The organism is Nostoc sp. 'Lobaria pulmonaria (5183) cyanobiont' (genome assembly GCF_002949795.1).
In the GTDB taxonomy this organism is placed as follows: domain Bacteria; phylum Cyanobacteriota; class Cyanobacteriia; order Cyanobacteriales; family Nostocaceae; genus Nostoc.
In genome coordinates, this window is the sequence record NZ_CP026692.1 from 3,519,087 (window position 1) to 3,535,743 (window position 16,657).

The 16,657-nt window shown below is 41.2% G+C and carries 19 protein-coding genes and 1 pseudogene; 10 read left to right on the forward strand and 10 right to left on the reverse strand.

From position 1 onward, the window contains the following. Positions 1 to 107 precede the first annotated feature (107 nt). Together NLP_RS35565 and NLP_RS15395 are read left to right on the forward strand one after the other, a co-directional pair. The gene (locus NLP_RS35565) at positions 108 to 230 is read left to right on the forward strand and encodes a hypothetical protein (protein WP_267894925.1); all 123 of its coding nucleotides are present in this window, start codon (positions 108 to 110) and stop codon (positions 228 to 230) included. Positions 231 to 750: 520 nt separating this feature from the next. Next, a complete protein-coding gene (locus tag NLP_RS15395; RefSeq protein WP_104907149.1) occupies positions 751 to 1,080 on the forward strand; it encodes a hypothetical protein in 330 nt (109 codons plus the stop codon). A 668-nt stretch (positions 1,081 to 1,748) separates the two neighbouring features. Here the strand turns inward: NLP_RS15395 and NLP_RS15400 are convergent. The 4 genes from NLP_RS15400 to NLP_RS15410 form a co-directional block, all read right to left on the reverse strand. After that, positions 1,749 to 2,054 carry a hypothetical protein gene (locus NLP_RS15400; protein ID WP_104907150.1) on the reverse strand — a complete coding sequence of 102 codons (306 nt, stop codon included), beginning with the start codon at positions 2,052 to 2,054 and terminating at the stop codon, positions 1,749 to 1,751. Between the two features lie 268 nt (positions 2,055 to 2,322). After that, positions 2,323 to 2,982: an adenylate/guanylate cyclase domain-containing protein gene (locus NLP_RS15405; protein ID WP_325034748.1), complete on the reverse strand. Its 660-nt coding sequence runs from the start codon at positions 2,980 to 2,982 to the stop codon at positions 2,323 to 2,325. Then, positions 2,979 to 3,227, reverse strand: coding sequence for a CHASE2 domain-containing protein (locus NLP_RS35795; RefSeq protein ID WP_325034749.1), 249 nt, complete (start codon positions 3,225 to 3,227; stop codon positions 2,979 to 2,981). Before NLP_RS35795 ends, NLP_RS15405 begins: the two co-directional genes overlap by 4 nt. Before the next feature lie 185 nt (positions 3,228 to 3,412). After that, positions 3,413 to 4,090, reverse strand: coding sequence for a Mo-dependent nitrogenase C-terminal domain-containing protein (locus tag NLP_RS15410; protein WP_104907151.1), 678 nt, complete (start codon positions 4,088 to 4,090; stop codon positions 3,413 to 3,415). Between the two features lie 389 nt (positions 4,091 to 4,479). Here NLP_RS15410 and NLP_RS15415 point away from each other — a divergent pair, with 389 nt between their 5' ends. From NLP_RS15415 to NLP_RS15440, 6 genes and pseudogenes are all read left to right on the forward strand, one after another. Continuing rightward, positions 4,480 to 5,580: a glutamate-cysteine ligase family protein gene (locus tag NLP_RS15415; RefSeq protein ID WP_199784831.1), complete on the forward strand. Its 1,101-nt coding sequence runs from the start codon at positions 4,480 to 4,482 to the stop codon at positions 5,578 to 5,580. A gap of 679 nt (positions 5,581 to 6,259) precedes the next feature. Further along, complete coding sequence (locus NLP_RS15420) at positions 6,260 to 6,616, forward strand: hypothetical protein (protein ID WP_104907153.1); 357 nt, start codon at positions 6,260 to 6,262, stop codon at positions 6,614 to 6,616. Between the two features lie 292 nt (positions 6,617 to 6,908). Continuing rightward, the gene (locus NLP_RS15425; RefSeq protein ID WP_104907154.1) at positions 6,909 to 7,448 is read left to right on the forward strand and encodes a Dps family protein; all 540 of its coding nucleotides are present in this window, start codon (positions 6,909 to 6,911) and stop codon (positions 7,446 to 7,448) included. A 278-nt stretch (positions 7,449 to 7,726) separates the two neighbouring features. After that, positions 7,727 to 8,257 (forward strand): annotated as a pseudogene (locus NLP_RS15430) (ChaB family protein); the annotation flags it as partial. Between the two features lie 484 nt (positions 8,258 to 8,741). Then, on the forward strand, positions 8,742 to 8,987 hold the full coding sequence (locus NLP_RS15435; RefSeq protein ID WP_104907155.1) for a hypothetical protein: 246 nt from the start codon (positions 8,742 to 8,744) through the stop codon (positions 8,985 to 8,987). Next, complete coding sequence (locus NLP_RS15440) at positions 8,968 to 9,249, forward strand: hypothetical protein (RefSeq protein ID WP_104907156.1); 282 nt, start codon at positions 8,968 to 8,970, stop codon at positions 9,247 to 9,249. The genes NLP_RS15435 and NLP_RS15440 overlap by 20 nt, the downstream gene beginning before the upstream one ends. Positions 9,250 to 9,403: 154 nt before the next feature. On the opposite strand, the gene NLP_RS15445 is transcribed toward NLP_RS15440, so the two are convergent. From NLP_RS15445 to NLP_RS15460, 4 genes are all read right to left on the reverse strand, one after another. Beyond that, positions 9,404 to 10,618, reverse strand: a complete 1,215-nt coding sequence (locus tag NLP_RS15445; protein ID WP_104907157.1) for a glycosyltransferase family 4 protein — start codon at positions 10,616 to 10,618, stop codon at positions 9,404 to 9,406. A 207-nt stretch (positions 10,619 to 10,825) separates the two neighbouring features. Further along, positions 10,826 to 11,239, reverse strand: a complete 414-nt coding sequence (locus NLP_RS15450; RefSeq protein WP_104907158.1) for a GlcG/HbpS family heme-binding protein — start codon at positions 11,237 to 11,239, stop codon at positions 10,826 to 10,828. Positions 11,240 to 11,533: 294 nt separating this feature from the next. Continuing rightward, complete coding sequence (locus NLP_RS15455) at positions 11,534 to 12,166, reverse strand: response regulator transcription factor (protein ID WP_104907159.1); 633 nt, start codon at positions 12,164 to 12,166, stop codon at positions 11,534 to 11,536. Beyond that, positions 12,163 to 12,999, reverse strand: a complete 837-nt coding sequence (locus tag NLP_RS15460) for a S1C family serine protease (protein WP_104907160.1) — start codon at positions 12,997 to 12,999, stop codon at positions 12,163 to 12,165. Before NLP_RS15460 ends, NLP_RS15455 begins: the two co-directional genes overlap by 4 nt. Positions 13,000 to 13,076: 77 nt before the next feature. On the opposite strand from NLP_RS15460, the gene NLP_RS15465 reads away from it, so the two are divergent. Beyond that, positions 13,077 to 13,418: a hypothetical protein gene (locus NLP_RS15465; RefSeq protein WP_104907161.1), complete on the forward strand. Its 342-nt coding sequence runs from the start codon at positions 13,077 to 13,079 to the stop codon at positions 13,416 to 13,418. A 37-nt stretch (positions 13,419 to 13,455) separates the two neighbouring features. Here NLP_RS15465 and NLP_RS15470 read toward each other — a convergent pair whose 3' ends face one another. Together NLP_RS15470 and NLP_RS15475 are read right to left on the reverse strand one after the other, a co-directional pair. Next, positions 13,456 to 14,367, reverse strand: coding sequence for a S1C family serine protease (locus tag NLP_RS15470; protein WP_104907162.1), 912 nt, complete (start codon positions 14,365 to 14,367; stop codon positions 13,456 to 13,458). A 490-nt stretch (positions 14,368 to 14,857) separates the two neighbouring features. After that, positions 14,858 to 16,102 carry a cytochrome P450 gene (locus NLP_RS15475; protein WP_104907163.1) on the reverse strand — a complete coding sequence of 415 codons (1,245 nt, stop codon included), beginning with the start codon at positions 16,100 to 16,102 and terminating at the stop codon, positions 14,858 to 14,860. A gap of 292 nt (positions 16,103 to 16,394) precedes the next feature. On the opposite strand from NLP_RS15475, the gene NLP_RS33225 reads away from it, so the two are divergent. Then, a complete protein-coding gene (locus NLP_RS33225; protein ID WP_234016954.1) occupies positions 16,395 to 16,613 on the forward strand; it encodes a hypothetical protein in 219 nt (72 codons plus the stop codon). Positions 16,614 to 16,657 lie beyond the last annotated feature (44 nt).

The following is a 16,657-nucleotide window of genomic DNA, read 5'->3' on the forward strand; positions in this document are numbered from 1 at the left end:
TCCATTTTGTACAATAGAATTGCCCTGATAAATGCAAAGGCTTGCCTTACGCCTCTGTCAGGGCATAATCTCCATTTTGTCACTTGTCGAGATGAATAGAATGATAAATGATCGCCCTGCATCCAGTGGGAGGATATCAGCGGGTAGTTGTCCTCGCCCGAATAGGGAATGTGGTAAGCCGTTCGACTCGGCAACGCAGACAGGCATCTGTTATAAAGCGCGATCGCTAAAAATGAGTAGCATTTGAGTAGCACAATTGTTGCTTGCGATCGCTACAAATCAGGGTAAAAATAGTTGTTTCAAGTAGCAAACAAGTAGCAGAAATCAAAAAAAACGTTGAAAGTATTGATATTGCAGATATAACTTAGACCTCCCAGTAGTTGTTAGGGTACTGTTCGCCAATGCCAAAAGGTTTCCAACTTGCCCAATTTGAAGGTGTCCAATATTTCTTCGGTTTCGGCAACATGACACGTCATAGAGTGAGAAAAGTGACTCTTCTAGGCTACCCTTTTAAGTAGCATTTAAGTAGCGGCCGGTTAAAAATCCAGATAGAAGAGATGAAAACTGGAAAAATTAATTTATTTACTTCAATTATGCTGCGTTTGATTTTCAAAGATTATCTGGTTATGCCTTGGTGATACGATCACAGAGGTACTGGTACTGAAATATAAATATTTTTATTTATTATGATAGAAAACATTGAAACTTATGTAAAGTAATTTTTATTACAGAGTATGTAACATACTTACTATGTTACAAAATTTAAATCAATTAATTGATACTCTTTGGAAAGCTGCTTTAGTTACTGGTGTAGGAGGAATCTTTCTCGGTCTTTTTTGGACTGGTAAATTTCCAGGGATTGATGTTATGAGTAGAGACCAATATACAAGTATTACTCTTGTGGGAGATCAGAAATTATTAAATGAAATAAAAATTTCAGGAGATTGGGTCTATGAAGCTGAGGTAAATATAAAAGATACTGTTTTTTTCGAGGATGGTTGTAAAAAAAGATTAAGAAATGTACACATAAATCAGACTTCTAGTGTCACTAGACATTTGATTGGTGAAAAAAAAAAGTAGAAAATTGTAAAAAAATCTCTAATAATACTCCATTTAAACAAAGAGATGTTACGTGGACAAGTCAATCGGCTGCTATATTACCATTAGAGAAAAAAATATTTATTGTATTTCAAACATTTGATGGTGAACCAAAGCATGGTTATATGTCCATTGATCTAATTAAAGATTAAAATAGTGTTACACCCGACGAGATAAAAGGAACTATGGATTATTGAAACCAAAAACCTAAACAATGGTTTACTGCAAATATTCGTTTTTACAAAGTAGGTTATCAAAAAGCAAAAGAGATAGAAAGGAAAATTTGAATAGCTTGAAGCGGGGGTTTGACTAAACTTAGAAATGCTCTATAGTTGATGTGATTGTCAATCGTTGAGTGAATCCATAAACAAAGTATTTTAATAAAAGTTCCCGTCAACGGGAAATTTTAGCTAGGACGACAAGCTATTATATAGCTTGTAACAATTCCGATTTTTCGATATTTACCCCAAAGGCTTAACTGCTCTATCTCCTGCTGTTTTGTGATTTGTATAACTCACGTTTATTTAATATTTTCTAAATCTTTAAAGCTGACAATCGGTGTCAGCAACTCTTGCCGTGGGCGCAGTAGTTCAAATAAAAATCCCTGCCACTGTGGACAGGGATAGTAATTTGTAATTAGGACTTGTTTCTTAGCTAACAAAATCTTTGTGAGCAGCGACAAGCATTTGAGCCTGTCTTAAAACGTTTCCGAATAAATAAAAAGGAATCTGCCAAGCTGCAACGGTAACTTCTTTGACTATATCTTGTACACTAATTGCGATTAACTCATGCTCTGGCGGCTCTCCCTCAATAGTACCAGACCAAGTAAAAGCTAATAAGAAATCATCGTCTCCAGGCAAGGATGCAATCAAACATTCTTCTGGTGTTGGCTCGCAAATAATTCCATAATCATTTGCAAGTTCTACTAATCTTTGAAAGTTGTTTCCGTTTGTCATTTGTCTTTTGGGTGTAATTGAATCTCAGTTTTAGAAGAAATCATATTTTGAACTCCACAACTCAACTTAGTTGCTTCATACGAGAAATTACGAATTACGAATTATTAAGGAGTTATTGGAGTTAGATCGGGCTTAAGTCCAAAATCTTACCGCGATCGCTTGGTTCTATCAGCAACAATTGTTACTGTTTTAGAAAAAGCTAGACTACCTACTTTTTCGGTTTACCCTATTTACATACACCTCCCATTTCAATATTGATGCCCTAATCTCACCCAGGCTGACGCAGTGCATTGAGAATTGCGTCAGCTTTTGGGGAAACAGCTGTAAACCGAAGCAGAAAAAGATGCTCGTCAACATGAGATTGTTCGATCACTTTCGCATAGATATGTTCTTCTTCTGTAGCCATTTCTGCTTCAATCAATAACTTGAGTTTGAGATTACTCAAGAGTTCTAAAGAATGTGGCGATGTCTGCTGACAAGACGCTGGGCGTCTACGCAGTTGCGCCCCTTTTTCTGAGAGGTTAATAAAATCTCCCATAAATACTGTTACCACTGCATATTTTCCCTGCAAAATAGTGTATTTTACAGGTACTTCTTGAGTGAGAATGACCATTCTTTGATCATATTTAGGCAAGAGTAAATTATATTTACCGCCAATGCCATGAATTTCACAAATTGTCACAGGATGTTTTATTCCTTTAGGTTCTATTTGTAGTTGTCCAGCAATTTTGAGGTCAATATTGGCATCCTTATAGGTATTTTCGGAAATTAAAATCTGTCCTCCCACTGTATAAAATTCAATTCGAGCAGCCAAATTAACATGACTGCCAATAACTGTATATTGAGCGCGTTTTTGAGAACCAACATTTACCGCTACAGCCTCGCCTGTATTAATCCCAATTCCCATTTCCAGAATTGGGAAATTCATTTGCTGATTTTGTTCGTTGACTTTTCTATTGCCGCACTTAAAATTTGACTAATCAAATTAGCATGAATTGTTACACCCGCCATTCGTTCTGGGTCAGTCAAGACATTACTGCTGTAAGGCGTATAGAATAGATCCTTCCAACTCTCAGGGGTAGCACCAATTAATACCACCTTGTCTTGCATTAAATCTTGTGGGATGAGGTTCTCTTGCACTTCACTAAGAGAGACTTTAGTAAACTGCTTCATATTGATAATGCCTGAGTTCTAGATTAGTCAGGTGAATAAATCAAGTATTCCCAAAAGCAGAGTCAGATTTTCCACTCAACTACGAACTATTTATTTAGCATTGGGCATTAGACCTTGGGCACAGGAGAAAGAGGTAATTTTTATTCTCCCCCTTGTCCCCTGCTCCCTGACACCCTACTCCCTACTCAAATATATGGTGAAACATCTTCACCACATTTATCTGCTAAATAGGAGAGGGCGCGAAAACGTAAGCCCACCAGCTGCTCATATAACGGGTTAATTTTACACATCGGTGGGATATGCACAATCTTGCGTCCAAATAGGGTGACATCCCGTTCAAAGGGACACTGGGCGGGAATCATTTTACACAAAAAGCGGGCTACTCTTGGGTCTTGGATATCTAGCCCATTGAGCCAGTCACGCAGGTGGTGTAGGGCATTGATTTGACGCTTTGTCAGCCCAGTGCTGGCCATAGTGGGGATAATTTGCTGTGGGTGTTCCAGAGTGTGGCGAAGGGCTGACAACAACTTCTCTGGCAGTTCCAAAGCTTGACAAAACTGTTGCAGAACCTTATCTTCGCTGGGAGAATAAGTACCATCCGCGATCGCTACCATCACCGCTGTCCTTAAGAAATTTTCCGCGGCTGGTGTACCTTTACCCAAGGCTGCGGCTAATTCCTGTGGGGTAATTATCTCTAGTGAGTCGCATTTAATCTTAGGAGCTAATTCATTTTTGGTGATGCTGGCAATTAATTCCTGTTCTTGATCGTCAAAATTACCATCTGCCCAAGCAATGGTGAGCAGTCCACGCAACCAAGCAGCAATCTGTTCGTTGCTGTAGGGGGATTGAACGGTACTTGTCATAAACTCACGTCTCAAGCTTTCCTCAGTCACTACTAAGCTAGCTTACCCAATGACTATGAAGATAGTAGAAGCAGCACAGAAAAATAAATCAGAGAAGTTTTCAAATTGCAACAGTCGGTCTTAAGGTAAAATCCATTTGTAGCGTTGTTGATAATTTTTCTATTTAAAGTGAATTTGATGGGAGTGTCTCAAATATTTATAAGGTTCAAGACCGTAAGCGCTACAGAGGGATGGAATTTTTTAAGTATGTGAACCTGCCAGCTAAATATCGCCGACGTTTTTCTCTAATGAATCGTTTACTGATGCTACTTCCTTTTCTGTGGGATTGCGAGCGTTTGGTATTAATGAAATAAATTAGTTAACTCTAAAAAATTAAGGTATTATATATAATGTTTTTCTTTGGCATTGAACATGAAGTCGCTTTCTTGAACAATGAGGGAAAGTTTGCTGATTTTTCCCACACAAAATTTGCTGATTTCAATCAAATTATTGAAAGGCTACCTATATACCCCAGTGACTATCCTCAACTCCGCGTTGGTGATGCGGGTATTAAGATGAAGAGATGGTACATTGAGGGATTTGAAAGATTTGCGGATTCTGATAAAGTGATAGACTGTCATGTTAAAGGTATTGAAATTAGAACAACTATCCATTCTAATATTCAAGGCGCTATTACTGAATTATCAGAAAGTTTTGACTTGCTACGTGAGGTTGCTGCTGACTTTGGCTTATCACCAGTTTTGGTTAGTTTCAATCCCTACAATCCAGCTTTTGAGCCTCAACCCCCATTAAACAATTATGAAATCAAACAGCTAGAACCTTATCCTGACGAACAAACTGCTAATATTCACATGGTATCTTATGGGCCAGATTTAAATATTTCAGTGGCAGATTTGTCAACGGAAGATGTGATTGATATTGGCAGAAAGTTAACTTATTACAGTCCCTATATCGTTCCTTTTAGTTATAGCTCTCCCTTTTATAATGGAGGTTTATGGGATGGACTATCGGTACGAACATTTATCAGAACTGGAAAAAGACCAGCTACTCTGGTTTTTGTTCAAAAAGAAGAACAGCTGATTAATAGCATACCTGCCTTAACAAAAATTGCCCGCATTCCGGCTGAAGTGGGACGCATCGAATTTAAGGCTTGTGATAGTTGTGATGATTTTTTAATCTATGCGGCTTTGCTGATATTATTAAAGGGTTTGGTGTTAGATGAAACCTTACCGGGTAGAGCAACTGTACCCGATGCAGCGTTGCACCAACTTTCTGCAAAAGAAGCGTTTGAAAACGAAGATATTTTTGAAAATGCGACAAAAGTATTACAAGCAGCCGAAGTTGCTTTAGAAGATGACCCAGATGTTCATTATTTAACGCCGTTAAAAGTGCTGCTGGCAAAGCGAAAAACAAGATCCCATGAATTAATAGAAATGTTCCATCGGGTAAGTTCAATAGAAGAGGTAATAAGGCAGACTTATCAAGTTTAAAGAAAAGATTTATTTTTCTCCTTTTATGAAAGGGGATTAAGGAGAATAGACCTCTTGCAAAAGTCCCTAACACCCCACCCCCAACCCCTCCCCGATGCCTTGGGGAGGGGAGTGTTTGCTTTACTCAGCGGGGTGGGGTTCTTTATTTTTGATTTATGCAAGAGCTTTAATCTTTATATAAATTAATACTTTACAAATTTCCTCTCAAATGCTTATTCCTTAAATTCCTTTGATTGGATAAAGTCGAGCTAACTGAACATAAATAGTGCAGCCATTAACCTGCCAAAACTAGATTAAGTCGATATACCTAGAGACTGATTTTATTGCAACTAAAGATGCAGTAAACTTCATTCTAGAGATTGATGCAGACCTTAGCTTTTTCAAAGTAAAAGTGTAAATAGGGAACCTAGAATAAAGGATTTCAATTATCAAATCTAATGATTTTGTGAAATCTAATGATTTTGCTAAAGAGTTAAGGTGGTATTTGCTTATTATCCCTTACTAATCCGGTGCAGAAAGAAAAAAGAAATTTCTTCATCAGGTTCGTTTTTCAAGAACTTCTAAATTGAAGCGGAGCTTGCCAGTTTATATTATTGCTTAAAATTGCTAACTAAAGGTATATGCTTCGCTCTTTAAGTAAAAGTTCTGCGTTGTTAAAAGCTGTTATCGAGGATTTCAAATGAAGATGATTACTTCTGTTTTATCTATTTTCCGTCCAGTGCGTTTTCTAGTAGTGGCTTTTACTAGCGCCCTATTATTATTCTCTAATGCTTTTCCTGCTTTTGCAATCGATAGCTACCAAAGTAATCCCACCGAAGGTACTACACAACTGCTTGACATTCAGCGCAAAACTGACGAAGCTGCTAAAGAACCACCAGCGGGACTGAAAAAGGTTCAAAAGGAGTCCAATAAAGGACTCAATGAAGTTCAGGGAGCGGCTGATATTGACAAGCAAAAGAGTCCTGAAAATTCCCAGGGTGCAACCTCAGTGGAAGAAAAAACAAAGAGTTTCTTGGACAAAGTTACAGGTAAGTAACAGAGTTAATACCTTGGTAATTTTTTGTTAGTAATGGGCGATCGCGTTTACGCGATCGCCCATTACTACTTATTATATTAATATTTGTATCTATTTTTTTAGCTGATAAAAAACAAGGAAATGTAGCTAATTGCTAAATTCTCTATCGACTGAATGGTACTACCTATTAAGGCATAGGTATAACTATGTAATGTAATAATTAATCTCAACTCATAATATTTCCTTTGGTTGATGTGGATTAGGTGGAAAATTTGGCAAATTAATAGATATGTTTGCTTAGGGATGGAAAACAATGCGTGCGATAAACATTGGTTTGACGGACGAACAGCGTCAAGGTGTAATTAATCTGTTGAATCAAGATTTGGCAGATGCCTATTTACTGCTGGTGAAAACCAAAAAGTACCACTGGGATGTCGTTGGTCCTCAGTTCCGCTCTTTGCACCAGCTTTGGGAAGAACACTACCAAAAACTGACTCTAAATATTGATGCTGTGGCAGAGCGGATTCGTGCTTTAGGCGGTTATCCAGTTGGCTCATTGGAGGGATTTCTTAAGATTGCTACCCTCAAGGAACATGCTGGTAGTGTGCCCACTGCAACAGGAATGGTAGCTAATTTAGTGGACGATCACGAGCAAGTTATTCGTAATTTGAGAGACCATTTGGATCAGTCTGGTGAAAAGTTCCACGATCAAGGAACTGCCGACTTTTTGACTGGACTACTCGAACAGCATGAAGAGATAGCTTGGATGCTGCGTTCATTTATTGAAGGCGAGGCAATAGATGCAGATGGTAGACAGCCAGCAGCAGGGGCTAAGACTCCCGTAGGTGTATAGCTCATACTCATAACATCTGAGTCAAGGATGGCTGAGGGAGGATTAATTCTTCCCTCAATTGATGTGAAAGAATTAATCTGCTTGCATCCCATACAGTTCAGTTAAGCCTAAAACTCAACTTCTACGTAGGTTGGGGAACCACTTGCTTCAACGGGGGTTCCCCCCGTTGAAGCAAGTGGCGTTTGAGGAACAAAACCCAACACTTCTGTGACTTTGTTGGGTTTTACTTTGTACCCTTGCGGGAAAGCAAGCTACTACCCAACCGACAATTTTCTTAACTCAAGGGTGTAGGCGTATTGTTTATTCCCTTTGTCGGCCCAATCGTAGCAGCAGGGCCTATTAGTGCAGTGCTGTTGGGAGCTGCTAGCGGAGCGATCGCAAGTAGTGCAGGTGCCAGTCTAGTATCGGTTCTAACTACTTTGGGAATGCCAGAAGATAAAGCGGCTATTTACCAAACTCGCTTACAAGCTGGCGAATTTTTCGTGATCGCAGAAGTTGAAAGCGATCGCACTGGCGAATTTCAATTGCTGCTCGAAAGTGCTGGTGGCGAAGAAATATCACACAATGGAGAAAACTCTGGCTCGTTCTTGTTCTGGACAGTGCAACAGTCCGGCAGATTTGTCTTCTGAAGTTCGCGCTCATCTTTCTGATGAAGCCCAGAGTACATTCATTGAGCGCTATAATGCTGTATTCAAAGAAAAGAAAAAAGTGACGAGATCACAGCCGAACAAGCTGCTTGGGAGGCTATTCACCAGCAATATGATGAAGATGAAAATGGTGTCTGGTCTAAAGCTAAGGTCAAAGCATGAAGAAGGCAGGGGGCAGGAGGGATACAATTTGGTAGTGGTTTCTCTACCAAACGCCCAAGAGACAGACCCCCAGCATATTGCAATCCAACTGTGGCAGAGATATTGGTGTTATTGACTTAAACCCTTGCTGAGGACAGTATTCTTCCTGCCTCTGTTGTTAAACTACTCTGCAAAACTAGATATCAGGGATTTATAATAAATAAATTATCCAATATTATGGGGTGGGCTTTTTGGTCTATCCCACAAAAAGTAAGTATATTGGCAATAATATTGGAATATCTGTATATATTTATACTTATTTAGACAGGCATCGCACTTGGATAGAAATTGCCTAGCTCTGGGCCTAGTTTGCATAATTTTGGGTACATTACCGCAAATGCGCTGATACTTTAATTTCCCCTCTTCATAAATTCCGCAAAAACACCGTTACGCTATTTGTGATTGCGATCAAAACTTAGAGCATCCAGTTTATTAGGGCGGATTTATGACCAACCCTGTAAAGACGGTTATCCAAGTCAATTTGGAGATGGCTCTAGAAGTAGCTCAAGAATTGGAGCAAGCTCCATACACTCAACTCGGTGCTTATTGTTTGGAAATTTTACGGGAAATCGGATGTCCTGGTACTGAACTCCCTGTTAACTTACAAACTCGCGATCAGCAGCTAAACTTCATTACAGGCTTTGCATCTTATGCTTTTGGGGAGGTACAAAGTGTACAAAGCATTAATTGATGATATATTTTCTGATTCAGAAGGGGCAGAAGAAACTACTTTTCCTGCCACAGATGAAGATTTATTAATCTTAACAGAAAAATTTTTAGGGTTTGAAATTCCCTCAAAGGTTTTCTTGCAAGCGATCGCTATTGCTGATTACGACGGTGCAGCTGCTTTTCGCTACGTTGATAATTATTTGATTACTCTCCAAAATAAGAAGAAATGTAAGCAGAAGAAATTACTTGTGTTAGGTTGTTCGACTAGATTTGACAATAATTGACGTGCCTATTCACCAGCTAACTAAAAACCAATACGATTTAGATAAGATAATTTGCACAACCGATATAGAGACGTTGCAATGCAACGTCTCTACATATATTTGTCCCACAGAAACAAGAAAGTTTTATGTATGTGCTAATGACGAATTAGTATTACTATCTCCTAAGACAAACTTGTTCATAGCTTTTACCAGCAATATCCCAAGTGAATTCTGTTTCTACTAGTTGTCTGCCGTTGTGAGACAATTCTGAACGCAGATGTGGATGATCAAATAGTTGACTAATAGCGGTGACGTACTCTGTCGGTTTATTTGCTCGTAATGCCCGTAATGGATGACCAGCAACATCTACGGCTAATCCTTCTAAACCGCGATCGCTCGCTACTATAGGTACACCAGCTGCCATTGCTTCTAAAGTTTTATTTTTAATCCCAAACCCAGTCCGCATCGGTACAACGCAGATGGTGGCTTGATGTAAATATTCTGCCATCGAAGGTACACGCCCAAGCACATTAATTCCTGGTTTTTGAGCAAGTGCTAAAACTTCTGCTACGGGATGAGAACCGACAATATCGAAAGTTGTATCAGGATACAATTTTTGGATTTCTGGCAAAACTTCGTTGCTGAAAAAGCAGACAGCATCAATGTTTGCCAAATTATCCATTGCACCGATGAAAATTAAACGGTGTCCACCGGGATCGTTGGTACGGTTGGGGAAAGAAATTAAATCTACACCATTGGGAATAACTGTAATTTCACTATTGGGGTTAAATTCTTCTAGTTGAATTTTATCTTCTTCTGTTGTCGCAACGATTGCCGAAAACTTAGCACAGTAGTTTTGCTCATAACGCCGTAAAAGTGGCAGATTAATTTTGTCTCTAAGGGAATTTTCGGAAATGCCCGTTGATAGTTGGTTGCGACAAGTAGCGTAAACTGAACTATGAACATTAACTATAGTTTTTAGTTGTTTGGGAAAATGCGATCGCACATAAATTTCATTGACGCTATGTTCGCAGGTAATTACATCGCATTTTCCCGCTTCCACCCAGTTATCAACCCATGTTTGCATCTCAACTGAGTAGCGGTTGAGTACGCTTGGCGGTGTCCCCTGCTGCAAAAATCTATTAAATCGCTGTATTTTCTGCAATATTCCGGTGGTTTGAGAATCTGGCGGACGTTCAAAAATGGCTAGATGATCCACACAATCGCGTAATCCTGCTACTTCTGCGTCTGTAACATCGCCCTCGCGTTGAGTCGCCAGGGTAACAGTATGGCGTTGACTTAGGTATTTAAGTAAATTAAATGTCCTGACTTGGGTTCCCCCACGTGTTGGTGGGTAGGGAAAGGTGGAAGATAGCATTAAAATGTTCATACAAGTAATGAATCAAATGTGATATATACACCATGCCCTCATTGGAGGCTGTATGTCACGTCCAAAAACACCAGGAGGAAACGCGCGTTTCCTCCTGGTGTTTGGTAGATGACTACAATAGTTCGGTGTGGTTACGATTTTTGGGTGGACTTGCTAATCTCACTGCTAAATGGGCGCTGCTTCTATTTTAAAGATGTCTAAATGGTATTAGAAAGCTGCGACAGCTGCCTCAGCTACAGCTTGATCCTGTTCACCGCTACCACCACTTACTCCGATCGCACCAACTATCTGCTCATCGCGTTGAAGTGGTATACCCCCGGCAAAGATCATGATTCTTCCTCCATTTGAGGCGTGAATACCATAAAATTGTTTTCCTGGTTGAGCATCCTCAGCAAGGGATTTGGTAGAGAGATCAAACGCACGAGCAGTAAATGCCTTGTTAATTGAGATATCGATACTTCCGATCCACGCTCCATCCATCCGAATATGAGCAACAAGATTCCCGCCAGCATCAACAACCGCCAGATTCATTGGTTGTCCGATTGCACGAGCCTTCGCTTCTCCAGCCGCTAGTATTCGTCGTGCGTCATCCAAGGATACAGAATGTTTGTCAGAAGTCATGGTAATTCTTTCAATCGGAGAAATATGTGCGTTGAGGGCGTGTCATCAATAAAGGATATCACGAGCATAAATCGGTGTACCCCTTTAAGACCAAGAAGACTTCAAGCGCTCCTTAGGAACGTGGATTAAATAAAATGCAAAACTTCATCCTCTATCTTGCTTCCGTCTCCTTTATAAGGAGAGGGATTGAGGGTGAGGTAAGTCAGGGACATAAATTGTATGTTATTTAATTCTTATTCCTTAGACGGGATCTTAGCTGATGAGCAATTGCATTCAACTGATAATCACTACAGATCAAAGCATAATCAAACCCAGTCGCACACCCACAGCAACAGCCTCAGTGCGGCTGGAGACAGTGAGCTTTTGAAAAATAGATGAGAGATGAAATTTGACGGTATGCTCCGAAATGTGCAAGCCTTTAGCGATCGCTTTATTCCCCAACCCAGAACCAAGCATTCCTAAAACCTCTATCTCCCGTGGTGTCAAGGTTTGTACGGGATTTGCCACCACTTTTTCCCGGATAGATAATAATTCTATAGCATCCGGGTGCAGCACCACCAAACCATAAGCGATCGCCTCCACAGCAGCAACAATTTCTGACTCTGTGCTAGTACTGGGCAATATCCCCCGGATACCAGAACGTAATCCCGTCTCTAAATCAATGCTGTCAAGTTCTTCAACAATGACGATCATTGCCAATGGGTATTGTTCCTCTTGAATAACCAGCAATTTTTCCCACACAGATTGTTGAAGATTGCCACTCAAATCTACCAGCACCACATCTGGCTGTAATTGCCCAACTTCACTCGCCAATACATCCAAATCGGATGCACTCCCCACAACCGTCAGCCGAGGATTGGTAGTCACCACAGCTGATAACCCTGCCCGCACTACAGGGGAAGTGGCAACTACCATCACTCGGATCATGTCGCCTCCACAGCAGTTTTACCAGACTGCACCTCAACATAAATCACGAATTGCTGCCCACCGCGTAGGAGTTGTAGCGGTACAGATCCTTTACTGTCATGGAGATATTTGGATAAGTCATTCATGCTAGTGAATAATCGCCCCGAAACTCCAATTAAAACATCGCCGATTTGCACACCAGCAGTTTCCGCCGCACTGTTAGGTAAAATTGATAACACCAATAAACCCAAGCTACGCCTACTTAAAAGCACAGGTTGCAGTGTAACTCCCAGCTGCGGACGACTATTACCCTGTACAAAACGCTCAACAGTGCTGCTGGGAACTGCCACAGCCAAACCATTAACAATCATCGTATTAATTCCCACAACAAGGCCTTTACAATCGGCAAGTGGCCCCCCAGAGTTTCCAGGATATAGCTGCAAATCAGCCATAACAGCCCGTGGATTATTTGCATAAATAATTCCAGTTGTCACAGCACCACTGTCAGCAAAGGGATTACCCACCGCTAAAACTAATTCACCCACTCGTAGCGCCTCAGAATTACCAATGGTTGCAGCAGTTAAATTAGTGGCGACAATTTTCAGGGCTGCTAAATCCTGCTGTGGATCAAATTGTGTACGCACCGCATCAAATACCCTTCCGTCTGCCAATTCCACAGTTGCGCGGTTGCTGGTTGCAACATGGGCATTAGTAATAATTAGCCCGTCAGATTGCCAAATTACACCAGAACCGACTCCCAAAGAGCCGCTTTTTACTTTGACAGTGCGTAGGCGTAGCCTAGCAGCTACCTCTGTCAATTCAGCAGCGATGTTAGTTAATGTTGTGTTTGCCATGTTATACAATTTTTCCCCATGTCAAAGTAGAATCAGTGATCTGAAAATAGTTTTTAGTCGGGTTGAGATAATTGAGAATGCTGCAAGATATCAGTCAACCCAACTTTGGAAAGCAAATTCTGAGAATTCCGAGTTCAGAGGCTGAATGTTCGAGCAAAAAGGTGGAAGTTCCGAGTTCAGAGGCTGAATGTTCGAGTAAAAAGGTGGAAGTTCCGAGTTCAGAAGCTCAATGTTCGAGTAAAAAGGTGGAAGTTCCGAGTTCAGAGGCTGAATGTTCGAGTAAAAAGGTGGAAATTCCGAGTTCAGAGGCTGAATGTTCGAGTAAAAAGGTGGAAGTTCCGAGTTCAGAAGCTCAATGTTCGAGTAAAAAGGTGGAAATTCCGAGTTCAGAAGCTCGAATGAATAGAAAATTTAGATAAATCTTGACACAGCTAGTTAAACCCATCCCAAATTGGATTATTCTTCCTTAGTAGGTCGTTCACCAACTGCGATCGCTAACTCAATTAACACCCCACCCCGGATAACTTGGACGTTGACAGATTTACCAATGCGATCGCTACTATTGAGCAGCCCCAGCACATCACCTGTATCGCCCACAGTTACGCCATCGAACCTTACCAAAACATCGCCAAGCAGCACACCTGCATTATCAGCAGGCCCGGAAGGCTCAACATTAACGACAATTACCCCAGTTGCAGAAGTTAAATTGAGAGCAGTTTTCAGGTTATTTGGTAAACGTACTGGTTGCATTCCCACACCCAAGTAGCCTTTTGAAATACGTCCTTTTGCTACTAATTGATCAACCACGCGATCGACTGTAGCAGTAGGAATAGTCAGAGCAGTACCACGCCGCCCCGATGTATTCATGCCTACCACAAAACCAGCAGCATCTACCAACGGCCCACCTGCAAAGCCAGAGTAAAGGGTAATGTCTGGGCGGATGAATTGCTCAATATTCCCGCCATTCATACTTCGCCAAGCACCGCTAACTACACTCACAGCACCCATCGCCGCCCTTAAGTCACCTTCGCTACCTCTTGCTAGCCCTAACACCAAATGACCGACTTTAAGCGTTTTGGCATCGCCAACTTTTGCCACAGGTATTTCGACATTTTCTAGTTTAAAAACAGCGATATCGGTGCTAGAGTCATGACCAACGAGTGTTACTGGTGCAGTGTTACCATTTGATAGAGTGATGGTGATGTCGTCATAGCGCTGAAGAGACTCATCAGAGGTAACAATGATGCCATTACGCCAGTGAATGCCGCTTGGGGAAACACGTGTACCCCCATTCACCGCAACCACAGCACTCCCAGCGTGTTCTACGGTGTCAGCTAAACTGTTGGACAGGTCTAGTAATGAAGACATAAGATTTTTGTGCAAACGTTCTTAGATGTTCATATCGTGCCGTTTTCTCAACACAGATGACATCGGAAAAATGGGGAGAATTCACCCTAGAAAAATGGCTAGGATTGACATCAGCTTTTTGGCATTAGACCTCGCAAAAGTCCCTAACACTCTACTCCCAATCCCTTCCTGCAAGCGGGGAGGGGAGCGTTTGCTTTATTCAAATGTGGGATGGGGTTCTGTATTTTTGATTTATGCAAGAGGTCTAATATTCCAATGTCATCAGCAATTGGTCTTCTAAGCAGAGCTTACCTGGCACGTCCTATTTTTTGTTTTGGTAGGCTGTGCAGTAAGCGAAGCCATGCCGTTAGGCTTATCGCACTACCTCTAACGTCTGATTAAGGCGTTGCATAAATGCGGGATGATTTGGCGGTTGAAACCATTGAGAATTCGTTCCAGATTGGGCGAAATCATCCCATAATTCTGCAACGTCTAAAGATTAAATAACCACTTATACTACCTTGTCGAATTCAATATAGAGGTACTTCAGTCCCCGCATAAGTATATTCGGTAAGTACTGATAACCGGAATGTCCCAAGCGGATGTTCTTAAGCCGTAGCAACAATCGCTGATATGCAATCTGCATTTCTTTACGAGCAAGCATAGCACCTAAACAAAAATGAATCCCATGACCAAAAGATAGGTGATTGCTGGCATTATGGCGGCGCACATCGAAACGCTCACCCTCAATAAATTTTATCGGGTCGCGGTTAGCAGCATCAAAGCGGATCATCACCAAAGACCCAGCTTGGAGAGCAACGTCTCCTAGTTTTATATCTTCGGTCACAACTCGCCACATTCCCGCTGTTGGACTTTCCATCCGTAGAACTTCTTCAACAAAATTCTCTAGCTGCGAAATATCTGTTTGTAGCAACTTTATTTGCTCTTTATTGTTTGCCAGCAACAACATCCCACCTGCGAGCGCACTGGTGACAGTTTCATTGCCAGCCACTAATATCTGCTGAATTATACTCAGCAGTTCAGCAGTATCAAGCGATCGCTCCCCAGCTACCTTTGCCTGTACCAAGTCAGTAATCAAATCATCTTGAGGCTGTTTTTGGCGCGAGTCTATGACATCCTTAAAATAATGCTGGAAAGCAACAACATCTTTAGCACACTCGATCTCCTGCTCTCTAGAGAGTGTGTGGCCTAGACGCGCAATAAAAGCATCAGACCATTGCTTGAACTTTGGTATATCTGCTTGCGGCACACCTAACTGTTGAGCAATAACTTTCAGCGGTAAAGCTACGGCAAACTCACTGACGAACTCACACTTGCTGCGATCGATGAAACTGTCAATCAGTTCATCAACAATCTGCTCAATCAACTCAGACATTTTGTTGACACGCTCAGAGGTGAATGCTTTATTCACCAGCGCTCGAAATCGCTCGTGTTCTGGCGGATCTGCTGTAAGCAGGGTGTTCATCTGAGGCCAGCCTTGAGCGGAAATTTTCTGCAACTCATCATCCTGTTCTTCTTTTCCAGCCAGTAAAGTAGAGAAATTGCTAGAGAATACTCTTGTATCCTTAAGAATTGCTCTCACCAAGTCATAGCTGGTAACGAGAAAGAGTTTTGCTCCTGGTGTGGAACTAGGTAGCTCCATAATTGGTGCTTGCTCCTGTGCCAGCTTGTAGAATTCATAAGGACACACAAGCACTTCCGGGTCAAAGAAGTTGTAGTCCGACAGATGCTTCATGCTTTTAATGGTGGTCAGTGATGGTTTACTTTGAGTAATTGTGCAGTCAACATCATCTTAACAAGTTACTTATCGTTACCTAAAAAATGAGCTAATGGTAAATAACTTTATCTTGCACAGAAAGACTGGGCATTAGATACCAATTTCAGATTGAGACGTAAAGGAATTAGTCAGTTAATAATCTTCAGCCACAAAAAGCGTTAGCATTCGCGCAGGGAATTTTGAACTAGACAAGTTTGCTCAACTGGTTTTAGATACGCCCGATTGAGTGCAGTGGATGGGGTAAAGTAAGTTGTTAGAGTTGTGTGATCTGCTACGCCCCGCCTTAAGAGCGATTGCTGGCTGTGAAGGAGGCGCTGTCAGAGTGACGTTATGGGAATGCTACGGAGTTGTTTATCAATCTGACTTTTCCCGTTATCTCCTTAATGGAGCGATGTCTACGACGGGCTACGCCTATGCTTACTATACGCCTAGCCTAAAGCCCTATTCTCTGGTGATTAATTGTCATTAAAATTAACTTGTCGAGAATAAATATAGTGTAAAACCTTGCTATTT